This is a genomic window from Mangrovibacter sp. MFB070, from assembly GCF_000705335.1.
GTDB classification, from domain to species: domain Bacteria; phylum Pseudomonadota; class Gammaproteobacteria; order Enterobacterales; family Enterobacteriaceae; genus Mangrovibacter; species Mangrovibacter plantisponsor.
Window position 1 is genome coordinate 23,088 of the sequence record NZ_JJMI01000008.1, and the last position, 25,075, is coordinate 48,162.

General features: G+C 51.4%; 19 protein-coding genes. 15 read left to right on the top strand and 4 right to left on the bottom strand.

Features of this window, described 5'->3' with window-relative positions:
• Positions 1 to 552 precede the first annotated feature (552 nt).
• Positions 553 to 1,446, bottom strand: a complete 894-nt coding sequence (locus tag DT73_RS02905; RefSeq protein ID WP_036104087.1) for a MurR/RpiR family transcriptional regulator — start codon at positions 1,444 to 1,446, stop codon at positions 553 to 555.
• A 645-nt stretch (positions 1,447 to 2,091) separates the two neighbouring features.
• On the opposite strand from DT73_RS02905, the gene DT73_RS02910 reads away from it, so the two are divergent.
• Positions 2,092 to 4,215: a TonB-dependent siderophore receptor gene (locus DT73_RS02910; RefSeq protein ID WP_036103671.1), complete on the top strand. Its 2,124-nt coding sequence runs from the start codon at positions 2,092 to 2,094 to the stop codon at positions 4,213 to 4,215.
• 336 nt (positions 4,216 to 4,551) lie between these two features.
• On the opposite strand, the gene DT73_RS02915 is transcribed toward DT73_RS02910, so the two are convergent.
• Positions 4,552 to 4,818 carry a DksA/TraR family C4-type zinc finger protein gene (locus DT73_RS02915; protein ID WP_036103674.1) on the bottom strand — a complete coding sequence of 89 codons (267 nt, stop codon included), beginning with the start codon at positions 4,816 to 4,818 and terminating at the stop codon, positions 4,552 to 4,554.
• 1,053 nt (positions 4,819 to 5,871) lie between these two features.
• On the opposite strand from DT73_RS02915, the gene DT73_RS02920 reads away from it, so the two are divergent.
• A complete protein-coding gene (locus tag DT73_RS02920) occupies positions 5,872 to 6,651 on the top strand; it encodes a DUF3750 domain-containing protein (RefSeq protein ID WP_036103677.1) in 780 nt (259 codons plus the stop codon).
• Positions 6,652 to 6,734: 83 nt separating this feature from the next.
• Here the strand turns inward: DT73_RS02920 and rtcR are convergent, their stop codons facing one another.
• Positions 6,735 to 8,318: an RNA repair transcriptional activator RtcR gene (gene rtcR / locus DT73_RS02925; RefSeq protein ID WP_036103681.1), complete on the bottom strand. Its 1,584-nt coding sequence runs from the start codon at positions 8,316 to 8,318 to the stop codon at positions 6,735 to 6,737.
• 477 nt (positions 8,319 to 8,795) lie between these two features.
• Here rtcR and DT73_RS02930 point away from each other — a divergent pair, with 477 nt between their 5' ends.
• From DT73_RS02930 to DT73_RS02945, 4 genes are all read left to right on the top strand, one after another.
• Positions 8,796 to 9,926 (top strand): slipin family protein, encoded by a 1,131-nt coding sequence (locus DT73_RS02930; RefSeq protein ID WP_036103684.1) that lies wholly within the window; start codon positions 8,796 to 8,798, stop codon positions 9,924 to 9,926.
• Positions 9,927 to 9,956: 30 nt separating this feature from the next.
• A complete protein-coding gene (locus DT73_RS02935) occupies positions 9,957 to 10,742 on the top strand; it encodes a nucleotidyltransferase domain-containing protein (RefSeq protein ID WP_036103687.1) in 786 nt (261 codons plus the stop codon).
• Between the two features lie 143 nt (positions 10,743 to 10,885).
• A complete protein-coding gene (locus DT73_RS02940) occupies positions 10,886 to 11,722 on the top strand; it encodes a DUF817 domain-containing protein (RefSeq protein ID WP_036103690.1) in 837 nt (278 codons plus the stop codon).
• A gap of 127 nt (positions 11,723 to 11,849) precedes the next feature.
• Positions 11,850 to 12,866: an alpha/beta fold hydrolase gene (locus tag DT73_RS02945; RefSeq protein ID WP_036103692.1), complete on the top strand. Its 1,017-nt coding sequence runs from the start codon at positions 11,850 to 11,852 to the stop codon at positions 12,864 to 12,866.
• Between the two features lie 416 nt (positions 12,867 to 13,282).
• Here the strand turns inward: DT73_RS02945 and dapF are convergent, their stop codons facing one another.
• Positions 13,283 to 14,167 (bottom strand): diaminopimelate epimerase, encoded by an 885-nt coding sequence (gene dapF, locus DT73_RS02950; protein ID WP_235234376.1) that lies wholly within the window; start codon positions 14,165 to 14,167, stop codon positions 13,283 to 13,285.
• A 438-nt stretch (positions 14,168 to 14,605) separates the two neighbouring features.
• Here dapF and DT73_RS02965 point away from each other — a divergent pair, with 438 nt between their 5' ends.
• The 9 genes from DT73_RS02965 to DT73_RS03005 all read left to right on the top strand — a co-directional run bounded on the left by DT73_RS02965 (position 14,606) and on the right by DT73_RS03005 (position 25,072).
• Positions 14,606 to 15,439 (top strand): ABC transporter ATP-binding protein, encoded by an 834-nt coding sequence (locus tag DT73_RS02965; protein ID WP_036103707.1) that lies wholly within the window; start codon positions 14,606 to 14,608, stop codon positions 15,437 to 15,439.
• Positions 15,429 to 16,325, top strand: coding sequence for an ABC transporter permease (locus tag DT73_RS02970; protein WP_036103710.1), 897 nt, complete (start codon positions 15,429 to 15,431; stop codon positions 16,323 to 16,325). The genes DT73_RS02965 and DT73_RS02970 overlap by 11 nt, the downstream gene beginning before the upstream one ends.
• Positions 16,325 to 17,392, top strand: a complete 1,068-nt coding sequence (locus DT73_RS02975; RefSeq protein ID WP_036103713.1) for an ABC transporter permease — start codon at positions 16,325 to 16,327, stop codon at positions 17,390 to 17,392. The genes DT73_RS02970 and DT73_RS02975 overlap by 1 nt, the downstream gene beginning before the upstream one ends.
• A gap of 132 nt (positions 17,393 to 17,524) precedes the next feature.
• Positions 17,525 to 18,541: an ABC transporter substrate-binding protein gene (locus DT73_RS02980; RefSeq protein WP_036103716.1), complete on the top strand. Its 1,017-nt coding sequence runs from the start codon at positions 17,525 to 17,527 to the stop codon at positions 18,539 to 18,541.
• A 55-nt stretch (positions 18,542 to 18,596) separates the two neighbouring features.
• The gene (locus DT73_RS02985; RefSeq protein WP_051691249.1) at positions 18,597 to 19,244 is read left to right on the top strand and encodes a TetR/AcrR family transcriptional regulator; all 648 of its coding nucleotides are present in this window, start codon (positions 18,597 to 18,599) and stop codon (positions 19,242 to 19,244) included.
• Between the two features lie 331 nt (positions 19,245 to 19,575).
• On the top strand, positions 19,576 to 20,976 hold the full coding sequence (locus tag DT73_RS02990; protein WP_235234379.1) for an NAD(P)-dependent oxidoreductase: 1,401 nt from the start codon (positions 19,576 to 19,578) through the stop codon (positions 20,974 to 20,976).
• Entirely contained in the window at positions 20,969 to 22,273 is a 1,305-nt protein-coding gene (preA, locus tag DT73_RS02995; RefSeq protein ID WP_036103719.1) for an NAD-dependent dihydropyrimidine dehydrogenase subunit PreA, read from the top strand. Before DT73_RS02990 ends, preA begins: the two co-directional genes overlap by 8 nt.
• Before the next feature lie 24 nt (positions 22,274 to 22,297).
• On the top strand, positions 22,298 to 23,746 hold the full coding sequence (gene hydA / locus DT73_RS03000) for a dihydropyrimidinase (protein ID WP_036103721.1): 1,449 nt from the start codon (positions 22,298 to 22,300) through the stop codon (positions 23,744 to 23,746).
• Positions 23,747 to 23,785: 39 nt separating this feature from the next.
• Complete coding sequence (locus DT73_RS03005; RefSeq protein ID WP_036103724.1) at positions 23,786 to 25,072, top strand: Zn-dependent hydrolase; 1,287 nt, start codon at positions 23,786 to 23,788, stop codon at positions 25,070 to 25,072.
• Positions 25,073 to 25,075: the final 3 nt, after the last annotated feature.

The following is a 25,075-nucleotide window of genomic DNA, read 5'->3' on the forward strand; positions in this document are numbered from 1 at the left end:
AAAACAGAGGGAGTATAACGCTGGATGAGTACAGCAAACAATATTCCTAAAATCAGGTGGTTAATAAAGTATAGGTTAAATTATAGTTTTTATTATCTATATAAAAATAATCGTTATTTATCAGTATTAACACACCAATGCATCATTGGGGTGTGGGCGTCGAAATTCTCGGTTGTACTCATCAGGTTGTGATGTCCATTCAATTGAATTGTAATGAGTTTGTGGTTTTATTTTGTTGTTACGTGTTACACGGGCTCATTACATATAGTGAAGACCAGTAAAAGGGTCATAAAAGCGCTGGGGGTATGATAACTAACTCTTAGTGGCAGGCAAATAAGCGGTGAGGACTCTGGGGGTTAAAACGGCAGAAATGATGCCCCAGGAGATAAAGATAAAGCCGGTATTGGTAAGAACTGTGGCTTATGTGTCTGTTGTAACCAGAACAGACACTTACTGTTGTTGCCCAATTTGTTGTGCATAAAGGCACCAGTTATTTATATGGCTGATTGAACACAGGCTTAAAGACTGGGTGGCAATTCATTAAGTCCAGGTTCAGTATTTTTTGCCTCCTGGTTTCAGGCGGCGATTTAGTTCATGCAAGTGTTTCATTGACCTGGTTGTGCGTTGTGAGGATGAAGTTGCGACTGACAATACCAGCATTTCCAGGCAAACCATAACCGCGCCATGTAACGGCACTCGCTCATTTTCTTCTCCGCGTGGCACGTTAACCACGACATCAGCTTCCTGTACAAATAACGAGTCCAGCGCACTGGTGAGAACAATCACGGGTATTCCCAGCCGTTGTGCTTCGCGCAATGTCGTCATTCCTTCGCGGTGTGGTGACTTCTGAACCATCATCAACAGCACATCGCCACGTTGCAACGCCAGTAATTGTTCTGCCAGCCCAATACTGGTGCGGTTCAGGGTACATGCAGGCAGCCCAATGCGATTAAATAAACGCGCTGTATAATCAGCCAGAATACCGGAGGCATTAATACCAAAAATCGCTACCTGACGCGCTTCGCGTAACAGTGCAACAGCCTGAGCCAGCGCAATACGGTTAGGTGTGTCAGCCAGAACAGTACAAGCATGTTTGTGCCCTTCAAGCACGAAATCGATGCTGGAATTGATGTCGCAATTCAGTTCACTGACTGTGACATGCATCTTCTCGCTGGAATTCATAACCGGTTCAAACCACTGCGCCAGCGTTTTTTTCAGATCACGCAACCCGGCAAAACCCAATGCCTGTACGGCACGTACAACAGTGGCATCAGAGGTATTTGTGGCTGCAGCTATCTCCAACGCTGTACATTCCAGCACGGTATCGCGGTTCTCATCAATGTAGTGAAGTACCGCCTGCAAACGTGGTGACAGCGATGGCGCTCGGGAACTCAGACGCTCGCCATAAACATCTACACGACTTTTGACTTTTTTCGCTGGCAACATCAGGGTTTCCTTCATTTCTAATTGCATACCCGTTGGGCAGAACCACACACCCGGTTATATCGTTACTTCTCCTGCCGGAACCGTGGGGTTGCCATCATCGACGTTCACGGTTTTGTCTCGCTGGCAATACGCCGATTCTTGGCAATCTATCTGAGCATATCCGCGTTTTTATCCACTGACAGCGGCAACCCCTGTCTGATACTTCTCTGGAGATTATGTGCCGGAAATTACTGAAATAAATAGTAATAAGTATCATTATCCTCGTGATTTTGTGTGCATCAAATGTAGTAGTCAAGAAAAAAACAAGAATAAAAAAAAGCGGGGTTCGAAGACATATCTATTGCCACTCGTTAAGTGGTGTTCATTTTTTTTCATTGAAAATAAATGACTTAAAAAGTATCAGGGCGATACCGCCTGGTAAAAATCGGCTAACTGAAACGTGTAGTAATAAAGCTGTTTTTTATATTTACTACTACATATTCATGTGGTGGAATGATTATCACTTACACTTGAGTATCATTTCGATTGATAAAAAACACCTGTCATGCTTCACACACTTTCCCCATGTAACAACCGCCGGGAGTATGACGTAATGGCAGCTAAATATAAAAAATTTGAGTTAATTTCCAGGGAAAACATAAAGAAATGAAGCAACATAAAAGCCTTCAACGCCACAAGCACCCACTGGGAAAAATATGGCTTGCGATTTACAGTAGCGCGTTAATTTCGTCAGCCAGCAGCTATGCTGCAGACGATGGCAATACCATAACGGTGACGGCTACTGAACAAAGTGATAACGGGTACACCAGCCCTACCACTTCAGTCGCCAGTAAAATGCCTACATCAAGACTGAATGAAGCGCAGTCGGTTAGCGTGGTGACAAAAAAGGAGCTGGATGATTACCAGTCCAGTAACCTGTCAGACGCCTTACGCTTTGTTAGTGGTATTTCTCAGTCTAATACGCTCGGCCAGACAGAAGATGGGATCATCCGCCGCGGCTTTGGTTCGAATGCTGACGGTTCGATTTTCCGCGATGGTATTCGTAGTAGTCAGGGGCTCAACCTTGATGCCACTACCGATCATGTTGAAGTACTTAAGGGCTCGTCTTCTCTGTTATACGGCATCCTGAATCCCGGCGGGATGATTAATATTGTCAGTAAAAAGCCACAATATACATGGCACACAAGTATTGGTGGGCATTACAACAGCACTGGCGGCGGCGCGGGAAATATTGATATCACTGGGCCCCTGGGTAATGGTTTTGCATTTCGTCTGATTGCCGAAAAACAGGCTCAGAATTACTGGCGTGGGTACGGTAATGATAAACATAATTTGGTGGCGCCATCATTACAATGGTATGGAGATAAAGCCAGCTTTAATATCAGCTACGAAAGTTTTCAATATGATATTCCTTACGACCGTGGTACTGCATTTATTAATGGTAAGCCGATAAATATTGGCTACAAAACTCGCCTGGATGATTATTCAAACCACGCATGGGGGCGTAATCAAACATTTAGCTCTCACTGGGATTATCAGTTCAATGACACCTGGTCAACACGTGTTACTGTAGGTTTGAACCAGCGCCAGTACAGCAGTAATACTGTTACTACCACTGCTATTAATACAACCACTGGAGTCGTGACTCGCCGCCCGGATGCTTTTCGTGGTTTCAACCATAAAACGAAATATGTATCGTGGGATGCCATCGGTACACCAGAAATATTTGGTATGACACATAATCTGGTCGTTGGTACCGATTATGAAATGAATCAGACCTATCGCGCTCATGCTTATAACGGCAAGAAAAATACTGATTTCACATTGAGTAACCCAGTTTATGGATTGGAGACGGTCACAGACAGTAGTACAGAAAAAACTTCTGGCAGTAATCAACTTAATCGGCTCCATAGCCGCTCCGTCTATGTCAAAGATAACATTGACCTGACGTCTCACTGGACTGTTGTGGGGGGCGCTCGCTACCAGCACTATGAACAGCGTCAATCAGAAGGCAACCCGTCCACACTGACTTATGACAGTGAAGGTAATAAGTTCTTACCGCAAACAGGGCTTATTTATAAGCTGACACCAGATATCTCTTTTTATGGCAGTCTGAGTAAATCTTTTACGCCATCCACAAATCCTGACGACAACGGCAATGTTGCAGCGCCGGAACAGGGAACAACCTATGAAATCGGCAGTAAATGGCAGGTGACTCCGGCGCTTTTTGCTACAGTCGCGCTTTACCGTATTGATGAACGTAATATTGCTTTAACGTTAAATGGTGACACCTATGCTGTGGATAAGGCCCGATCAAGCGGTGTTGAATTTGAGATAAACGGCGAGATTTATCCAGACTGGGATGTTAGTGCGAATTATAGCTATAACCAGGCAGAAATTGTTAACGACAAAAATAATTCGGATAACAATGGCAACCGTCTGCAAAATGCTCCACGTAATTCAGGGGCGTTATATTTAAGCCATAATGTGCACTTTAATCTGTTACCCGGTAGTTTCCGCATTGGCGGCGGTGTTCGTTATGTCGGCACCCGTGCTGGCGATCCAGACAATAGCTTCACGCTGCCTGCGTACACCGTAGCAGACAGTTTTATTGGTTGGGATAACAAATTACTGGGTAAGAAGACGCACCTGCAGTTAAATATCAATAATTTGTTTAACAAACACTATTACACCTCCAGTGGCGGAAATTTGCGAGTTGCCGAAGGAGAAACTCGCAACCTGGTGCTCAGCGCAAACGTTGAGTTCTGAGGCTGCACAGCATGCATTTAGCTGGGCTCTCTAACTGGAGAGCCCCTTATCTAAGCGTTGATAATTTAGCGGAGTATAACCAGCCTGAACTGCCATTACACTGGCTGACAGCAGCGACAAACGTCAGTGTTCTTCTCTGAACGAATGGATGAGTATGGCGGCGAAAGCGGTGTTGAGTTGTTCTTTGTCTATACGGCTACAGGCGTGGAATGAGTAAGATACTGCGTATTGAATACGTACAGCAGCAGGTCTGGTCAGTAAGTCGGAAGATACCTAAAAGGGAATAGTCCGTTTTGCCTGGGTACATTACAAGCTGCACCTGATACCAACTAAATACTAACGTAACTGGCTGTCTTTTGAACCCCGGCGGTTATAACCGGAAACCGGTCCGTGTTGTGTATCCAGTGCCTGCTGGCAACTGATACATAACCGAACACCGGGTACCGCCTTGCGCCTGGCCTCTGGAATAGGCTCGCCACACTCCGCACAAAATTCCAGGCTTTCCCCTGCCGGGAGTGCACTGCGCGCTCTGGCAACTGCATCATCAACAGTGCTGTCAATTTGCGCCTGAACGGCACCATCGCCTGCCCAACCTACTGCCATCACCGCCTCCGGGGGAAATCCTTCTTGTACTGAGTATGGATCGGGTTTGTATCCGGCTCAATAGGTGTGTTGGTTGAAAAGTGCGCTATTCGCTGTCAAGAGAAGATAACGCACCAGCAACGCATGGGTGTGTTCCACTCCCTGGCCATTGTTGTTCACAATTACCTTCCCCAGAAAGTACCCTTTCGGTAGTGTTGACCGTATTCCACATATGATTGCTTGCCATGAAAAAACAGGTTGCTGCTTTTATCACTGTTAGTGACTGAAACTGCCCTGAACACGCTTCACCTGAATATTACCAGCAAGGTTATGGTTCATTGTTATGGGATGAATAACACACGTTTACCTTTACGATGCGGTATCAGGATACAGTGTCGTTATACTTGCCTGTCACCACTGTTATCTTTTTGTCATGTAACTGACAGCTTCCTTCCTTCAGTATGGTTTCTCTGAGTGTGTCATGGCCTTCGGAATGCAGGCGTTTTTACCTTGCAGGTTTGCCTGGAGAAAGCAATACAGGCTCGTACTCAGGAAAGTGCTGGTGGTGGAATTATTTACACTGGGGCAGATAACCTAACTAATGAATAAATTACGGTAATTTCATCTGATTAATATCGTGAAGGGAATGAGTGTTGCTACCGCACACATAAACACCCTGCCTCAGCATTCTTATATACACTGTGCTGTATTCTGGATTTAGTGGAGTTTGATGCCACGACCTGCTCCCCGTTGATTAATCACCCGCTTCTGATGGTGGCTGTAGACAAAGCAGATACGTTGTATATGACACAAGATGCTTTTCTAAAGCGGCCGTAACAGAGCACAAAGAGTTAGATCTGATTAAAAGGGCAACCCATATTCATATCTGCTGGAAACCAGAATACGTTAATCAGGTGGTAGATAAAACGGCCACATGTTATGCGAAACACCTTTAGATTTTAAAAAAATACCTGCAATGGAAAAGTGATGACCCTTCGCATGTGTGCCCTGTTAAATGTTGCTGCTTTTATATGGTCACCTTACTGCAACTAACTAATTTTACGGTGAATATTTATGAGTCTGAGCAAAGTCACAGGCTTCGGCATAGTAACTATTTTTTTGTTATCACTGGCCGCCAGTGTCGCCCAGGCAGTGCATCAGCGTGAAACAACGAGTCAGTCACAATGGTGGTCTGCGCGGCGAGATTCGGCAGGCGTCGCTCCCAACCCGGTGAAATACGCTCAGCAAGCTATTGTGCAAGTTTATGCAGCCCCAACCTGGGGCTGGAAAGGGGCGGTAGCAGTACACCCGTGGATTATTTTTAAACGCGCCGGGGAAACGCAGTACACCCGCTACGAAGTCATCAGTTGGGGCTCTGGCGACAAGGTGCGGCGCAACAGTAATACACCGGATGGCTATTGGTATGGCGCTAAACCCCGCTTGCTGGTGTCGCATCGTGGTGCTGAAGCTGCTGCGTTGATCCCTAAAATTGAAGCGGCGATTGCCTCTTACCCCTGGCCGGATACCTACCACGCCTGGCCGGGCCCTAACAGTAATACGTTTCTTGCCCATATCGGCCGGGAAGTACCGGCATTAAAACTGGATATGCCGGCTAATGCAGTAGGGAAGGATTACCGTTCGTTGCTAAACCCGGTTGGCTTACCGCCATCCGGGCGCGGTGTCCAGTTGTCGTTACTGGGTGTGGCGGGTATTACTGTTGGCGCAGAAGAGGGCGTTGAGGTGAACGTTCTTGGTCTGAATTTAGGGCTGGATTTTACACCGTTGAGCCTGCGGTTGCCGTTTATTGGCAGCATTGGCGCGGGTGGTCATTCTGGTGATAACGAACAAGGGTAAGCGTTCGCACACACTGGCCTGGCTGGCAATATTATCGTGAACAACTCTTATACAGAGTTGTTCACTTAGCTCTTCCCAATAAGCTATTTCACATCATCCCAATTGAGCCCAAAGCGCGCCAGGTATTTGCGAAGCCGGTCGGCGTCATTTGGGTTGGCTTTTTTCTGCCGTGATACGGCAAATAATTCTCGCCCTGCCTGGGAAAGGGTTGCGGACCGCCGGCAAACCTCAATTACAGTTTCTAACTGGCGCTGGTCGAACACATCCAGTTGGCTGATATCGACGGGTAAGGGCGGCGCTGAATGTGCAGAAGGGTTCCAGTTTGCCTGCAGCCGGGCAATTTCTTCATCTACCAGTGATTCCGTAATGCGCCCTTGTTCTGCAAGGGTTGCCATGCGAGCGATTGAACTGCCCAGCTCGCGGAAGTTACCGCGCCACAGTGCTCCGGCTGAACAGGCAAAATTTTGGTAGCGGGTGAGCGCTTCTTTATCAAAGCGAATTTGTGCCTGGTGGTCGCGGGCATAGCGCTCCAGCTCATAGCGAATATTTGGCGCGATATCTTCCCGGCGTTCAGCAAGGCCTGGTAAGCGGAACGTCCACATATTAATACGGGCGAATAAATCTTCCCTGAAATGGCCCTGAGCCACCCATTCATGCATATTGCGGTGCGTACCGGCAATCAGTTGGAAGTCACTGTGGACTTCTTTATCTGAACCAAAAGGAAAAAACGTTTTCTCTTCGATAGCTTTCAGAAGCATTGCTTGTTCATCCTGCCCCAGTTCGGCAATTTCATCCAGAAACAGCACGCCACCGTTGGCCTCACGTAGCAAGCCACTTCTGGCCTGTAGCGCACCAGTAAAGGCACCTTTCACATGGCCAAATAACGCAGACATGGCGTTATCGCCCCGCAAAGTTGCACAGTTCACGGCGACAAACTGCCCTTTAACTAAATGGCGGGCCTGGCGTAACTGGTAAATACGCCGGGCCAGAAACGACTTCCCGGCACCGGTTGGCCCGGTAAGCAATACCGGTGCAGATGAACGCAGTGCCACCCGCTCAATCTGGTCGATAGTCCGGTTAAAGTCTGCATTGCGGGTTTCAATGCCAGATTTCAGAAATGACACCGACTCCTGCTGTTCATGCAGAAAGCGGCTGGTGAGTTTAGTGTAACGGCTCAGGTCGAGATCAATTGTGGAACAGGTGCCTGCGGGAGAAACCGGTTCATCTCCCTGGCGTTTGGCCGGGCTGGTTTGTAACAGGCTGGCGGGCAGGTAGCGGGCCTCGGTTAGCAAAAACCAGCAAATCTGTGCCACATGCGTACCTGTGGTGATATGCACCAGGTACTCTTCATGCCTGGTGTCGAACGGGTAGTGTGTGGCGAAATCGAGGAATGCGGCATACACCTCTTCAAAATCCCACGGGTCATTAATCGCAATAGCATGGGTGTTTACCGTCGTTTTTGGTGAAACCTGTTGAATATCCTGCTGCACCGCAGACACCAGGTTGATATCTGTGGGCTGGTGTAATAATTCCAGACGGTCAACCGGCATGTCTTCCTGCATGCACAACCCAACAGTCGGGCGCCACTTTTTCATCCGGTTGGCGCGTTTTCCTCGCCTGTCCAGTTCAGTTCCCAGTACACCTATCACAACCCGGCGTTTATTCATGTTTATCCTAAAAGATAAAATACGATAAATAAGGATATAAAAATGCCTGGTGGTGAACAAGTGATATTCATCTTTTATATTATAAATAATATATTTTTCAATTGGTTATGAATTTATTTTGCGCTTTTCTGGTTTTTGGCACGGAACTGGCAATGTTATCTACGTCAGCATGCTGGAATTGCCGGAGTTAATAACTCTCCGCCAGCGCACCTGGAACGATACGGTCGTTATCCGGGGTGTGTTCCGCCAGCAGAACGGCATTAGCGAAAAGTCGGTCATGCCAGGTTCGATTCCTGGGTTCGCACCTCACTGTCACTGAGTGAAACAACTTTCGCAGTACAACGGGTTACAGCCAGTATGGAGTAGCCCCCAGGCAACCACCGGTAATGGTGCCGGGCCGTGGGCAAAACAACGTTTCCCCTGCGGTTTCGCCCCTGCATCCGTGGTTGCACCGGTATTAAGAAAAAGGAAAACAACATGGCTAAAAAAATCACAATACGGAAAGGTCAGATTGGTTTGCTGGCGCAACACGAAGAAATTGAAAAAATTCTGGAAGCGGGCCAGCACCGTTTACCCTGGTTTTCGGCTGCTGAAGTGCAGTTGATAAAACTGGATGGCAGCATGGTGGATGAAGAGCTCAGTGGCTATTTACGCCACTACAAACCCGAGTGGGTGGCGCGTTATTGCCTGGAAGCAGACACCGGTGAAGATGAAGTGGGTGTGTTGTACTGCGATGGCGTGTTACAGGCACTGATTCCCCCTTCAACGCGCCGTCTGTACTGGCAGAACCAGGGCGCATTACGCCTGGAACGCGTAGAAGTTCAGGATGTGAAGTTGCCAGAAGCGCTGCAAAACCTGCTGGTGAAATCACGCACTGGTAGTGCAGCGGTTAAAGGCCGCGACCTTGTGCTGAGCGTACAAGTCCCTGCCTGGCATACCGGGGTACTGAAAATAGATGGTGTAACCCAGGAACTGTTACCACCAGGCGTACATGCGTACTGGAAGGTAAACCACCAGGTGGAAGCCGAAGTGGTGGATATGCGCTTACAGGCGCTGGAAGTGAGCGGCCAGGAGATCCTGACGAAAGACAAAGTCAGCATTCGCCTGAATATGGCGGTGAACTGGCGCTACCAGGATGTATTGAGCGCATTTGCACAACTGACTAAGCCACTGGAATACCTGTACCGCGAGGTCCAGTTCGCGCTGCGCCAGGCTGTGGGAACCCGCTCACTGGACGAATTGTTGGAAGACAAACTGGTGCTGGACGGCATCGTGGGTGAGCAGGTAACACAGCGGCTGGCTCCCTTTGGTATTGAAATTGCGTCTGTCGGCGTGAAGGACATTATCTTGCCTGGTGATATGAAAGCGATTTTAACCCGGCTGGTGGAAGCGGAAAAATCAGCGCAGGCAAATGTCATCCGCCGCCGTGAAGAAACAGCAGCAACCCGATCTTTGCTGAATACAGCCAAAGTGATGGAAAACAACCCGGTCGCATTGCGGCTTAAAGAAATGGAAACCCTGGAAAAAGTGGCTGAACGTATTGATAAAATTTCAGTATTTGGCGGGCTGGACCAGGTATTACAGGGTTTAGTGAAAATTAATGTGTAACCCGGCAACAGGCTAAAAAAGGAGAAGAAAATGGCAATATTAGCAGTGGACGCCGCCATGCAGAGCCGTGTGCGGCACACATTACAATCTGTAGAAAGCCGGTTTGGGGTGAAAGTGCTTTATGCCTGTGAATCCGGGAGCCGTGGGTGGGGCTTTGCCTCACCAGACAGCGACTACGATGTCCGGTTTTTATATGTTCACCCGGCCGAGTGGTACCTGCGGGTTGAACCGCAACGCGATGTCATCGAGCTTCCCATTGATGATGAGCTGGATGTCAGTGGCTGGGAGTGGCGCAAAGCACTGGGGCTGTTAAAAGCCGCCAACCCTACATTGCTCGAATGGCTGAACTCCCCGGTGGTTTATCAGCAGGATGAAAGTGTGATGGCCGAGTTGCGTGCACAGCAACCAGACTGGTTCTCACCTGTCAGAGCTCGCTGGCACTATTACTCAATGGCGCGGAAAAACTTTCGCGGTTATTTGCAGGGCGACTCGGTACGGCTGAAAAAGTACTTTTATGTGCTGCGGCCTTTACTGGCAGTGCGCTGGATTGAGGCCGGGCTTGGGCAACCACCAGTACTGTTCCGCGAATTACTGGCAAAAACAGTTACTGATGCCAGTCTTCTGGCAGAAATAGACCAGTTACTGGAAATTAAACAGCGTACCGGGGAAGCCGGGTATGGCCCGCGCAGGGAGCACTTGCATGCGTTTATTGAACACGAACTGGCAAGAGGGGAAATCCCACCGGAATTACCCCTGAGCGCAACGGGTAAAACAGGGGCGCTCGACAGCCTGCTGTACCGCACGGTAATGGGGTAACGGCACCTGTTTGTGGTCTGTACAACCTTTTTTGGTGGGGAGCATCTTCTATTATTACCCATTGTTTTATAGCAAAATAGTGCACTTTTCCGCCGCCAGAAACCCTGGCGGCGATTTACCTGATTACGATGCAGGGACGCTAAATGACACCCCCCGAATTACTTCCGTACCCGGGCTCCAACCGGTTGATGTCCGGTGTGCGGCGCTTTTTCTTTGAATTGTTGTGGTTTGGCCTGAAAGAAGCCCGGGCCTGCTTGTTTGCCGGGCTTTTCTTTCTGGCGATGTTTGTGGTGCCACGCAGTGGGGTTGGGCCGCTGGCGCGTTATGATCTGCTGCTGATTATTGCCCTGGGTATTCAGGCACTGATGCTGGCAACCAAACTGGAAACCTGGGATGAGTTTAAAGCCATCACCTTGTTTCACATCGTTGGGTTTATTCTTGAGTTATTTAAAACCTCTTCTGCTATTGGTGCCTGGAGTTACCCGGATTTTGCCTGGAGTAAAGTAGGCGGCGTGCCGTTATTTGCCGGGTTTATGTATGCCGCCGTTGGCAGTTATATTATTCAGGCCTGGCGTTTGCTGGATTTACATATTCGCCACCACCCGCCTCTGGGGTTTGCGGTTATTGCCTCATTATTGATTTACCTGAATTTTTTCACTCATCATTATATTGGCGATTACCGCTGGTATATTACTGCGCTGGTGGTTGGGCTGTATGCGCGTAGTGAAGTGGTGTTCACGCCTTACGATAAACCCCGCAAAATGCCGTTACTGGTTGGGTTTATGCTGGTCGGTTTTTTTATCTGGCTGGCGGAGAACATCAGCACATTTATGGGAGTGTGGCGTTACCCCAACCAATTGGGTGCCTGGTCAGTGGTTCATGTGGGCAAATGGAGCTCATGGAGTTTACTGGTATTAATGAGTTTCACGCTCACGTTATTTCTGAAAGATGTTAAAAAGCGCATTCATGTTGCGCGCTGAAACCACGGCCTGCAATAACAGCAGGCCGTGTATTTCTTGCCTCACTCACCGCAAATAGCACGTTTTCCCCCTGTCACTTAACTGAAACCGTTATACCTGGTGCCGGGCTTTTATATGGAGGTGGATAATGGGAATACGTGTTTTACCTGCAGCTTTACTGTCGATTTGTTGTGCTTTTCCTGTATGGGCACAAACGCAACCCCCCAGCTATGGGCTGCAACTGGAAGGTTTTAACTACGCCTGGCCTGCCCGGCATTTTACCTTTACCTCCCAGGGGCAGTCCCTGGAGATGGCGTACCTGGATATTCGCCCGGAAAAAGCGAATGGGCAGGTGGCGGTACTGATGCATGGTAAAAACTTTTGCTCAGATACCTGGGAAGGCACCATTCGCTTGTTGTCAGAACAGGGCTACCGGGTAATAGCGCCGGACCAAATCGGTTTTTGCAAATCCAGCAAACCGGCAGCTTACCAGTTTAGTTTTCAGCAACTGGCAGAAAATACCCACCAGTTGCTGAACCACCTGGGAATAACCCGCTTTCGCCTGATGGGGCACTCTACCGGTGGGATGCTGGCGACACGTTTTGCACTGATGTACCCGGATTCCGTGTCGCAACTGATTCTGGTGGACCCGGTTGGTCTGGAAGACCTGAAACGTAAAGGCGTACCTTACCGCACTATCGACCAGTGGTACCAAAAAGAGCTGAAAACCACGGCAGCTTCTATTCGCAAATATGAACAGCACACTTACTATGCCGGTGAGTGGCAACCTGAATGGGATAAATGGGTGAACATGCTGGCGGGTATGTATAACGGCCCGGGCAAACAGCGTATAGCCTGGAACTCGGCACAACTGTACGACATGATTTACACCCAGCCTGTTATGTATGAATGGGGTGATTTACACATGCCGGTGCTGCTTATGGTGGGTAAGAAAGACAATACCGCGCCGGGTAAAGATGGTGCGCCGCCTTCGGTGCAGGCCACACTGGGTAACTATGCGGTATTGGGCAAAGAAGCGGCCAGCAAAATGCCTCACGCCACGTTGGTTGAATTTGATAATCTGGGCCACGCCCCACAAATTCAGGACCCTGCGGTGTTTAATGCCGCGTTATTAAAAGGTATGGCTGCCGTCAGCGGTAAATAACATTCTGAAAATACTGCCCCAGTTGATTATGCATGGGGCAGTTTCCTTTTGTGGTCAGTGGATTTTCTGCCGGATATCCAGCACAGCCAACTGGTTGGCACTCAGTGTTTCATCGACCGTCAGTTTGCTACAGACTTACCGGGGAATAACTTGAAGGGAATACGCAGAACATGTGTGTGCGGTTGCGGCTGATTTATGTGTATTAAAACCGCACAAAAATCGAAGCCCGGTTACACACCGGGCTGAGTCTGATGACAAACCTCATGTCCGCACAGAACGAGAGGATGTCACCCAATAAAAAACCAGGAAAATCAATTTATTGATTTTCAGCTGCTAACTAAAAAGAAGAAAAAACCACGCTTTTTCCTTCTTTTTCATCAATCTAAGCCCGGTTATATACCGGGCTTAATATGAGCTTAACTGTGCATATCAAAAAAACAGTCGTTATCCAGCTGAATAGTAGCAACTTTCTGTACCGGGCCACGCATTCTGACCTGGAAATCTTTATTCAGCGTAATGGTGAGTTGCCCGCCAGGCATATGCACAGTAACTTGTTCATCCACTAACCCCAGTTTGTACATGGCACTGGCGGCGGCACAACTGCTGCTGCCGGAAGCCAGGGTATAACCGGCTCCCCGCTCCCAGATACCAATATTGATATTATTGCGGTCCACAACTTCCACAAACTGCACATTGGTGCGCCGGGGGAATAATGGCAGGGTTTCCACTTGCCCACCCAACTGCCGAACCTGCTCCAGGTCGAGCTTTTCCACACGGATAACACAATGTGGGTTGCCCATGGAAACCAGGGTGGCCTGCCAGGATTTACCGCCCAGCATTAATGGCAGAGCCAGTGCTTCTGTGCCTTCTACTAATGCTGGCAGGGCGGCCGGGTTAAAGCGGGCTTCGCCCATATCGACAACTACCTGATGTGCCCCTTCTTCCACCAGGCAGGAAACCTGGCCGCCCAGGGTGTTTACCTTAAAAGGCGTGTGCGCTACACGGCCGCAATCGAACAGGTAACGGGCATAGATCCTGAGCCCATTTCCGCTTTTCTCGGCTTCAGAACCATCGGGGTTAATAATACGCAATGTGGGGATATCGCCGTCATCGCCATCCACCAACAGGCCATCGGAGCCAATGCCGTAATGGCGGTCACAAATGCGCTGGATCTGCTGGTTAGTCAGTTGTGCCGCCACACTGTGGTGGCAGACCAGGTAGTCGTTGCCAAGGCCGTGGTAGCGGTGGAAGGTAAGCGGGTTTTCCATGGGGAGTTCCTGAAAGTCATCAACAATTTTCATCAGCAAACCATACCGTTTTTTGCCGGTTATGCCAGTGTTGCTGTTCTGGCAGAAAGAATGTTCAGCATCGGGCTACAGATATTAGTCATTCTGATAGCCATGACGGTATTTTTGCTGTTTTTTCCACCAACTGCCACAGCGGTTGTGGGCATCTGTCACTAACTGCAACTGCGAGCCTTTTATAGGATGGCAGTTGCTGCCTTTTTCATCACTTTTTGGGCAGCCCTGACCACAGTTTTATCGCCCACGTACTTTCCTTGCCCCATCACAAAGCAACTCTGCTGTTTTTTGCACCACATATGGTCAATAAAAGTTCATATCATGCCGCTAATTGCTTTAAACGTGCTGTGTTCTTACAGTTTTTCACTCTGGCACAAAAATGGCATAACCAAGAGAAACTTAACCAACCAGTCAAAAATTGACAGGGGGAGCAGGGGAATGAGCCAGCTAATGTATGAGGAAGAGTCTGCCGTGGTGTCCTTAAAGCCTGCCACGGCACGGCCAGCCGTTACGGTGCGTGATGTAAATGTCATTTACCCGGCGGCAGACCAGCCAGTACATGCACTTAAAGATGTGAATCTGACAATTCGCCAGGGTGAGTTTGTCTCTTTCATTGGGCCGTCCGGTTGTGGAAAAACAACCTTACTGCGTGCCATTGCCGATCTCGAACAGGTGAGTTCAGGTGAGTTGCTGGTCAACGATATGTCTCCTTCTGAAGCCCGCCAGGCCGGGGCTTATGGTTATGTCTTCCAGGCACCGGTATTGCTCCCGTGGCGCACGGTGCTGGCAAATGTCATGTTGCCGTTACAAATTCAGGGTGTGCCGCCAGGCCGGTGTGATGAAATTGCCCGTGAGCAACTGGCCCGTGTTGGGCTGAAAGGGTTTGAGAAAAAGTACCCCTGGCAGTTATCCGGCGGCATGCAGCAGCGTGTCTCCATTGCCCGTGCTTTAGGTTTTGAACCCAAAATATTGATGATGGATGAACCTTTCGGCGCGCTGGATGAACTGACCCGCGACAACCTTAACCAACAATTGCAGCAACTGTGGTATCACGAGCAACGCACTATGGTGTTCGTGACCCACTCCATTTCTGAGGCAGTGTACCTGTCCACCAAAATCGTCATTATGTCTCCACGGCCCGGGCGCATTATTAAAGTGATTGACTCGCCCCTGCCTGCTGAGCGCGACCTGTCAATCCGCGACACAGCTGCATTTATGCAGCTATCTCAGGCGGTGAGGGAAGCGCTGGTGGAGGGGCATCATGACCACTAGAACGCTCTCCTGGGGCAGGCGTTTAACGTTCCATACGCTGCCCGTCAGTGTGGTACTGCTGGCAGTGGTCGTGTTGTGGTACGCCCTGGCTGTGGCGCTGAATGCCCATGGCACTATTGACCGGGTGTTGTCCCACCGGGCTTCCTGGAACACGGCAGACCTGATTGTTGCCTCACTGAATGCCACTCGCCCGTTACTGCCAGCTCCCCACCAAATTGTTGCTGATATCTGGAACAGCCTCACTCAATGGCCGGTGACATCGCCACGTAACCTGCTGTTGCACACCTGGGTGACGGCCAGCGCCGCATTAACCGGTTTCGCCATGGGGGTGGCGCTGGGGATTTTGCTGGCGGTGTGTATCGTTCATTCGCGCACCCTGGATAAAGCATTGCTGCCGTGGATTGTGGCCTCACAAACCATTCCGGTACTGGCTATTGCCCCCATCGTACTGATAATTCTCGGCAGCATGGGGATAACCGGTATGTTGCCCAAAGCCACCATCGCCATGTATTTGTGCTTTTTCCCGGTGACGATAGCCACTGTGCAGGGGCTGCGTTCCCCGCAGAAAATGGAGATGGAACTGGTACACACCTGGGCGGCCAGCCGGATCCATATCTTCTGGATGGTGCGCCTGCCTTCCGCTTTGCCTTATTTGTTCCCCGCTTTTCGTGTCGCTATTGCCAGTGGGCTGGTGGGCACCATGGTGGCGGAACTGCCTACAGGCGCGCAGGCCGGGTTAGGGGCTCGCCTGCTGACCGGTTCTTATTACGGCAACACAGTGCAGATTTGGTCGGCACTGGTGATGGCGTCGCTGCTGGGCCTGGTATTAACCGGCATGGTCACACTGGCTGAACGCCTGGTCATGCGTAAGCGTAAGGGGGCGTGATGAAAAGTAAAACTATTCCGGGTGTTATCTCACTGCTGTTGGCACTGCTGTTACTGGCTTTATCCCTGGTCCAACTCTCTGTTGCCTCGCCGGTGAACGGTGCGCTGGTGGCGGTAAATCTGGTGCTGATTACCAGTGCGCTGCTGGCCTGTTCACCCACATTGCCGGTCTGGCGCATGGCGGCTTTTGCTATCACTCTGGCGGCAGGTACCGTGTGGCTTGCGTGGTTGCCGCTCAGCGGGTTAACTCTGGCGGCGGTGGCATTACTGGCGGTGGTCAGTGTGCAGCGCCTTGCCCGCACGCCACTACCGGCAAGCCTGGTTGCCAGCCTGTTAGGGCTGTGGATCCTGGTGTTCTGGCAAATCCTGGTCACGGCATTTGATGTGCCCCAGGTCATCTTGCCTGCGCCGCTGGCGATTGTGTCTGCGCTGGTGAGCAGCTCAGGCATGCTGATGGGCGATGTCCTGCAAACAGTGATTAAGTCTGTCCTGGCGGGTTATGTACTGGGAAGCGGGCTGGGTATTGTGGTTGCTTTGTTGATAGACCGCCTGCCGTTCCTGCAACGCGGGTTGCTGCCAGTGGCCAACCTGACCAGTACCGTGCCATTAGTGGGTGTGGCGCCAATAGCGGTGATGTGGTTTGGTTTCGACTGGCCTTCCAAAGCGGCTGTTGTCACCCTGGTCACCTTCTTCCCGGCTTTGGTGAGTACCCTGGCAGGCCTGAAATCCTGCGGGAAAATGGAGCAGGAACTGATGTATTGCTATGCCGCCACGCCGCGCCAGAGCCTGCTTTCCCTGCGCCTGCCTGAAGCCATGCCGTTCATTTTTAGTGCCCTGAAAGTGAATGCGACGCTGTCATTAATTACCGCCATTGTTGCGGAGTTTTTTGGCTCGCCCACTGCCGGGCTGGGCTTTCGTATTTCTACTGAATCTGCGCGCATGCATATGCCGGTGGTGTGGTCTGCCATTGTGGTGGCCTCCGTTGCCGGCTCGCTGATGTACGCCCTGGTGGTCCGCCTCGACAGGCGGGTGAATTTCTGGCATCCCACAGTGCGTGGTATGTCGTAAGCGAAGTGAATGAAAAATAACGTTAATTAATGATGCTTAGCACGTTTGTATTCCCTTTTTAATACCGGTGGCTGGTAGCGGTATGCCGGAATGATTCTGGGGATATACATACCTAACCCGAGGAGTTACTCAATGATAAAACGTTCTGCTTTTCGCCGGGGATTGTTGCTGGCGGCAATGTCTGCGACGCTCGCCTTTCAAACCTTTGCCGCAGAGAAAGTGACACTCCAGTTAAAATGGGTGCCGCAGGCGCAGTTTGCTGGCTATTACGTGGCTCAGGCGAAAGGTTTTTATCAAAAAGAAGGGCTGGATGTCACTATCAAGCCGGGCGGGACGGATATTTCGCCAGTCCAGGTGATTGCCGGTAAATCTGCAGATGTCATTGTTGACTGGCTGCCTGATGCGCTTGCTTCCCGCGAAGCTGGCGTTCCATTAGTGAATATTGCCCAGGTGTATGACCGCTCGGGCATGATGCTCACCTGTAAAAAAGCCAGTGGCATTAAAACCCCGGCAGACTTTAAAGGCAAAACCCTCGGTGTCTGGTTCGGCGGCAACGAATACCCCTTCTTTAACTGGATGAACAAACTGGGGCTGAAACCGGGTAAAGATATCACCATCTTAAAACAGGGCTTCAACGTTGACCCATTGTTACAGGACCAGGCTGCCTGTATCTCCACCATGAATTACAACGAATACTGGCAGTTAATTGACGCCGGGCTGAAAAAAGATGAACTGATTAATTTCCCGTATGAGGACGAAGGGGTTTCAACCCTGGAAGATGGCCTGTACGTGCGTGGCCCGGACCTCAAGGACCCGGCGTTTGTCAGCAAAATGGCGAAATTCCTGAAAGCGTCATTTGAAGGGTGGAACTATGCCGTTAAACACCCGGAAGAAGCAGCAAAAATTGTGGTTGCTGAAGATGCCTCTGGTGCTTCCACCGTGGAAGGGCAAACACGCCAGATGGAAAATGTCGCCAAACTGATAACCAACGCGAACACACCTAAAATTGGCTGGCTTGACCCGGCAGCCTACCATCGCACCATTGATGTTCTGCTGCACAGTGGCGGCGATACCCCGGTGATTAAGAAAGACCCGGGCGATGCTGCTATGTCCCACGCAGTATGGGACGCTGCTGCCAAACTGCAGTAATGCTTTTGCGCCAGGGAGGGCGCTTTTCATTCGTTTCGGAGGCGTAAGTTAACTGATGAATGATGTATTGCTCAGTGGCGTGGTGGAAAGCCCGGATAAAGGGCGCATTCGCCAGGACAATGAAGCCGTTATCCTGCCTGCGGCTGAGCGGGTGTTTGCCCGTTATGGCTTTCGCGGTGCGACCATGCAACAAATAGCCGATGAAGCCCAACTCCCGAAGCCCAATCTTCACTATTACTTCGGCAATAAACAAAACCTTTATCTGCGGGTACTGGAGCGCATTCTCCATGACTGGCTGGCGCCACTCGAAGTCATGGTGGCGGACGCAGACCCTAAAGCGGCGCTGGAAGCTTATGTACGCAAAAAAATCCGCTTCAGCTTTACGCGCCCGGACGCCTCAAAACTGTTTGCCAATGAAATATTGCAGGGCGCACAGGTGGTGCACCCGTTACTGCAAAATCAGTTACGCCAGTTGGTGGCTGAAAAAGCACGCATGCTGGATGGCTGGATAGCGCAGGGAAAATTACGCGCAACTGATACCACCCACTTCTTTTTTACCGTCTGGTCGATGACCCAGACCTACGCCGATTTTGATATTCAGATAGCCGCAATTCTGGGGAGTGATGCCCACAGTGAAGGCGCTGAAGAGCGTGCAACCCAGCATGTGCTGAGTTGTGTTTTACGGATTTGCGGTCTTGAGTGATGGCATGCCTGTTGCCTCTTAATGTAGCTAAAAGTGTCAAAAATGGTGCGAAATGCACCAAAATGAAGAGATATTGTGCATTGATAAGCGTGTGTTGGTGGTCTTAAGCCTTGTTTTTAGCAGGGTTAAAGGAAGATGAAATAAATGGCATGCAAATCGCATGGGTATTCCTGAAAACTTAACCATTTGGTCAAAAATTTGCAGCCGGACTTTTCGTGAGCTGCATCTTTCAGGAGAAGCATAATGAGCAGAGACGTCCCGCAGTATGTTGTTGTTCGTTGCCCCACCGAGCTGCCCCTGTTTCATTTTTGGCAAGTGCAGGAGGTGGCTTGTGAATAAACATGCACCTTTGGGTATTGATCTGGCTGGCGTACAGGCTGGCAGATTAGCCCCGGCAGATTACGCGCGTGAGTTTGCCGATTGCGAAGCCCCACTCACAGCACACCAGGCTGTAACAGAAGCCGACCGTTGCCACTACTGTTATGACGCACCCTGTAGCCAGGCGTGCCCGGCAGATATCGATGTTCCTGGTTTTATTCACCGCGTGGCGCAAAACAATACGCGTGGTGCAGCCGAACTGATCCTTAAAGCCAATGTGCTGGGTGGTATTTGCAGCCGGGTTTGCCCAACAGAAAACCTGTGCCAGCAGGCTTGTGTGCGTAACGCTCAGGATGGCAAACCGCTGAACATTGCATTGCTCCAGCGTTTTGCAACCGACCAGTTCTTTGCTGATGGCGGCAAGCCGCTGTTTGTTCGCGCTCCCGCCTCCGGGAAGCGTGTGGCCGTGGTTGGTGCAGGCCCGGCAGGCCTGGCTGCTGCCCATCAACTTGCAGTTGCAGGCCACGAAGTGGATATGTTTGACGCCAGCCCGAAAGCGGGTGGGCTGAATGAATATGGCCTTGCCCGCTACAAAGTGGGCGAAGATTTTGCCAGCAAAGAGGTGGCGTGGCTGCTTTCGGTGGGCGGCATTCATTTTCACCCACAAACCCGCCTGGGGCAGGACGTGCACCTTAATACCCTGCGTGAAGAGTATGACGCCGTTTTCTTGGGCCTGGGGCTCGCGGCTGTTAACGATGCCAGCCTGGGGTCAGCAGAACCTGCAGGTGTTATGGATGCCGTTGATTTTATTGCCCGTCTGCGCCAGAGCACAGACCTCAGCCAGTTGCCTGTTGGCCGTAACGTGGTGGTGATTGGCGGCGGGATGACGGCGATTGACGCCGCCGTTCAGGCGAAGAAGCTCGGTGCGCGTGACGTCACTTTGGTATACCGCCGCGGGGCTGAATCCATGAAAGCTTCGCCCAAAGAGCAGGCGTTTGCCAAAGACAACGGTGTCACGCTGCGTTACTGGTCTGCGCCGCTGGCGTATGAACAGCAAAATAACCAGGTGACTGGCGTGACATTCAGTGTGATGGCCCAAAGTGACACCGGCCTGGCAGACAGTGGGGAGCGTTACACCCTGGCGGCGGACTGGGTACTGAAAGCGATTGGCCAGGCTTACGACCCCGCCCCGGCAGGAACGGCGATAACCCTTAAACAGGGCCGCATCTTAACCAATGAACAGGGCCAGACCTCGTTGCCGGGTGTTTGGGCCGGGGGCGACTGTTGCTTCGGTGGCCTTGATCTCACGGTTGATGCGGTGCGGCAGGGAAAAATCGCCGCAGTTTCCATTGCACAGGCACTTTCTGTTGCTACATCTCATGCTGATTTCGCCGGGGAGCACGCTCATGGCTGATTTACATAGTAATTTTTTAGGCATCCACAGTCCTAATCCTTTCTGGCTCGCCTCTGCGCCGCCAACCGATAAAGCCCTGAATGTGGAACGCGCATTTGCCGCTGGCTGGGGTGGCGTGGTGTGGAAAACCCTCGGGCTTGACCCCCATGTCGTTAACGTAAGCGGCCCACGTTACAGCACGTTGCGCGGCGCAGACCGCAAAGTGCTTGGCCTGAATAATATTGAACTTATCACCGACCGCAGCCTTGCCATTAACCTGGAGGAAATTGCTCAGGTGAAAAAACGCTGGCCGGACCGGGCGATTGTGGTCTCTATCATGGTGCCCTGCGAAGAAGACGCCTGGAAAACTATTCTGCCGCAAGTGGAAGCAACCGGCGCTGATGGCATTGAACTGAACTTTGGTTGCCCGCACGGGATGAGTGAACGGGGCATGGGCGCGGCAGTAGGCCAGGTGCCGGAATATATTGAGATGGTCACCCGCTGGTGCAAACAGTATTGCAGCCTGCCGGTTATCGTCAAGCTGACCCCAAATATCACCGACATCCGCTACCCCGCCAGAGCTGCGCGGGCTGGTGGCGCAGATGCCGTTTCACTGATCAACACCATCAACTCCGTGATGGGCGTTGACCTGGATTCCATGCTGATGACGCCCCATACCGGCAATAAAGGTTCCCACGGCGGCTATTGTGGCCCGGCGGTGAAACCCATTGCCCTGAATATGGTGTCTGAAATTGGCCGCGATGCGCAAACCCAGGGGTTGCCGATTTCCGGTATCGGCGGGATTTCCACCTGGCGCGACGCGGCGGAATTTATCGCGCTCGGTTGTGGCAACGTTCAGGTGTGTACAGCCGTGATGGTCAATGGTTTCCAGATTGTGCGCGACATGATTAGCGGCCTGGAAAACTACATGGATCAGAAAGGGTTCCGCACTATTGAAGATTTCCGCGGCATGGCGCTGGGCAGTGTTACTGACTGGCGTTACCTCAACCTTAATCATGTTGATAAAGCCGTAATTGATCAAAGCCTGTGTATTAAATGCGGGCGTTGCCACCTGGTGTGTGAAGACACCTCTCACCAGGCCATCTCTACCTTACAAGACGGTGAACGCCACTTTGAAGTGCGCGAAGAAGACTGCGTTGGCTGCAACCTGTGCGCCTCTGTCTGCCCGGTAGAAAACTGTATTTCTCTGCGTAGTTTGCAACCCGGCGAAGTGGATAAACGCACCGGTAAAGTGGTGACCGACCAGTATGCCAACTGGACAACGCACCCCAATAACCCGATGGCAACCACCGCCTGAACCCTGAACAGAAAGGAGAAAACAATGGGTAATGTGTTGATTAAAGGCGGTACGGTGGTGAATGCCGATTACCAGCAACGCGCCGATGTGTTGTGTGCGGGCGGGAAGATTGTTGCCGTGGGTGATGCCACTCAGTGGGATATTCCGGTGGGCACTGAAACGCTGGATGCCGGTGGGTTGTACGTGATGCCCGGTGGCATAGACCCGCATACACATATGAATTTCCCGTTTATGGGCACCACCACGGTAGATGATTTCTACAGCGGTACTTCGGCAGCTCTGGCGGGAGGCACCACAACCATTATTGATTTTGTGATACCAAACCCGCAGCAGCCCTTGATGGAAGCTTACCATCAGTGGCGCGGCTGGGCAGAAAAAGCCGCATCTGACTACAGCTTCCATGTGGCGATAACCTGGTGGGATGAGAGTGTCCGCCGGGATATGGGCACGCTGGTGCGCGAAGAAGGGGTGAACAGCTTTAAACACTTTATGGCCTATAAGAACGCCATTATGTGTGATGACGAAACCCTGATGAACAGCTTCCGCCGTTGCCTGGAGTTGGGCGCAATGCCCACCGTCCATGCGGAAAACGGCGAAATGGTGTATCTCCTGCAGCAAGAAATGCTGAAACAGGGGATTACTGGCCCTGAAGCTCACCCGTTATCGCGCCCGCCAGAAGTGGAAGGCGAAGCCGCCAACCGGGCAATTACTGTTGCCAGCATTATGGGCGTACCTATTTATGTGGTGCATGTTTCCTGCCGTGAATCTGCCGAAGCCATTGCCCGCGCCCGCAACCGTGGCCAGCGGGTGTATGGCGAGGTGCTTGCCGGGCACCTGGTTATTGATGACAGCGTGTATCGCCACCCCGATTTCACCGTTGCCGCCGCCCATGTGATGAGCCCGCCATTTCGTGATAAATCCCACCAAAGTGCGTTATGGCACGGGCTGCAATCCGGCCAGTTACATACCACTGCGACAGATCACTGCACGTTCTGCGCCAGCCAGAAAGCCATGGGCAGCGACAGTTTCACCAAAATTCCCAACGGGTGCGGTGGGGTGGAAGAGCGTATGGCAGTAATTTGGGATGCTGGTGTCAACAGTGGCCGGCTGACACCCAGTGAGTTTGTGGCAATCACCTCTGCCAACACCGCCCGCTTGTTTAACCTGTACCCGCGTAAAGGCTGTGTTGCGCCGGGTGCGGATGCAGACCTGGTGTTGTGGGACCCGGCAGGCAGCAAAACGTTATCTGCCGCCACCCATCACTCCCGTAATGATTTCAATGTGTTTGAAGGCCGGACGGTCACCGGCGTTCCAGTGTTTACCCTCAGCCAGGGGGTTGTAGTTTGGGCTGATGGTGAGTTACGTGCCCGCGAAGGTGCCGGGCGCTATATCAAACGCCCGGCATTTGGGCCGGATTTCAGTGCGGCAGCCGCCTGGGAACGCCAGCGGGCACCGCAGGCAGTAGCGCGTTAATACCCTGTTATTCGAATTCAATGAAGGAAGGAGAAAGTCATGACAAGTGAAGTATTATCCGCAACGAAAAAAACGGCAGATACCCAGAGCCTGCGCATTAATGGCGAACGCTTGTGGGATTCACTGATGCGCCTGGCTGAAATTGGTGCCACGCCTAAAGGCGGTGTATGCCGCCTGACACTGACGGATCTCGACCGCCAGGGCCGCGACCTGGTGGTGTCCTGGGCCAAAGAAGCCGGGTTATCTGTAGAAGTTGACCAGATTGGTAATGTGTTTATGCGCCGCGCCGGGCGTGATAACAGCCTGCCACCTATTGTCGCTGGCAGCCATATCGATACCCAGCCCACTGGCGGCAAGTTCGATGGTAACTTCGGTGTGCTTTCCGCCCTTGAAGTGATTCGCACTCTGAATGACTACGGTATTGAAACTGAAGCACCGGTAGAAATGGTGTTCTGGACCAACGAAGAAGGTTCCCGCTTTGTTCCGGTGATGATGGGATCCGGGGTGTTTGCCGGTATTTTCACGCTGGAACAGGCCTATGCCGCCACCGATACCACCGGCAAAACTGTAAAAGATGAGCTGCATAAAATTGGTTATGCCGGGCCGGCAGTTCCCGGGCAACACCCGATTGGTGCCTATTTTGAAGCTCACATTGAACAGGGGCCGATTCTGGAAGACCAGGATATTTCTATTGGTGTGGTGCAGGCCGTGCTGGGGATCCGCTGGTATGACTGCACCGTTACGGGAATGGAATCCCATGCCGGGCCAACCCCAATGGCCATGCGCCAGGATGCACTCCAGGTCTCCACCCGCATTATGCAGGAAGTGATCGCCATTGCCGGGCAGTTTGCGCCCCATGGGCGGGGAACAGTGGGTATGGTGCAGGTGTACCCCAACAGCCGCAACGTGGTGCCAGGCAGCGTGAAGTTCTCCATTGATTTCCGCAACATGACCGATGCTGATGTGGATAACATGGATACCGCCCTGAAAGCCTTTATTGCCAAAGTGGAACAGGAAAGTGGCCTGAGCGTTAAGCTGGAGCAGGTGTCTCACTACCCGGCTGCGCCTTTCGACCCGGCCTGCAAAGATGCCGTGCGCCGTGCTGCTCAGCAGTTGGGCTATTCCCATATGGATATTGTCTCTGGCGCCGGGCACGACGCGGTATATATGAGCATGCTTGCCCCCACCGGGATGATTTTTATCCCCTGCAAAGACGGTATCAGCCATAACGAAATTGAGTATTCCTCACCAGAACAGGTCGAAAAAGGCGGCAATGTGCTGTTGCATGCCATGCTGGAAAAAGCCGGGGTTGTTGGGCTTAAGTAAGTT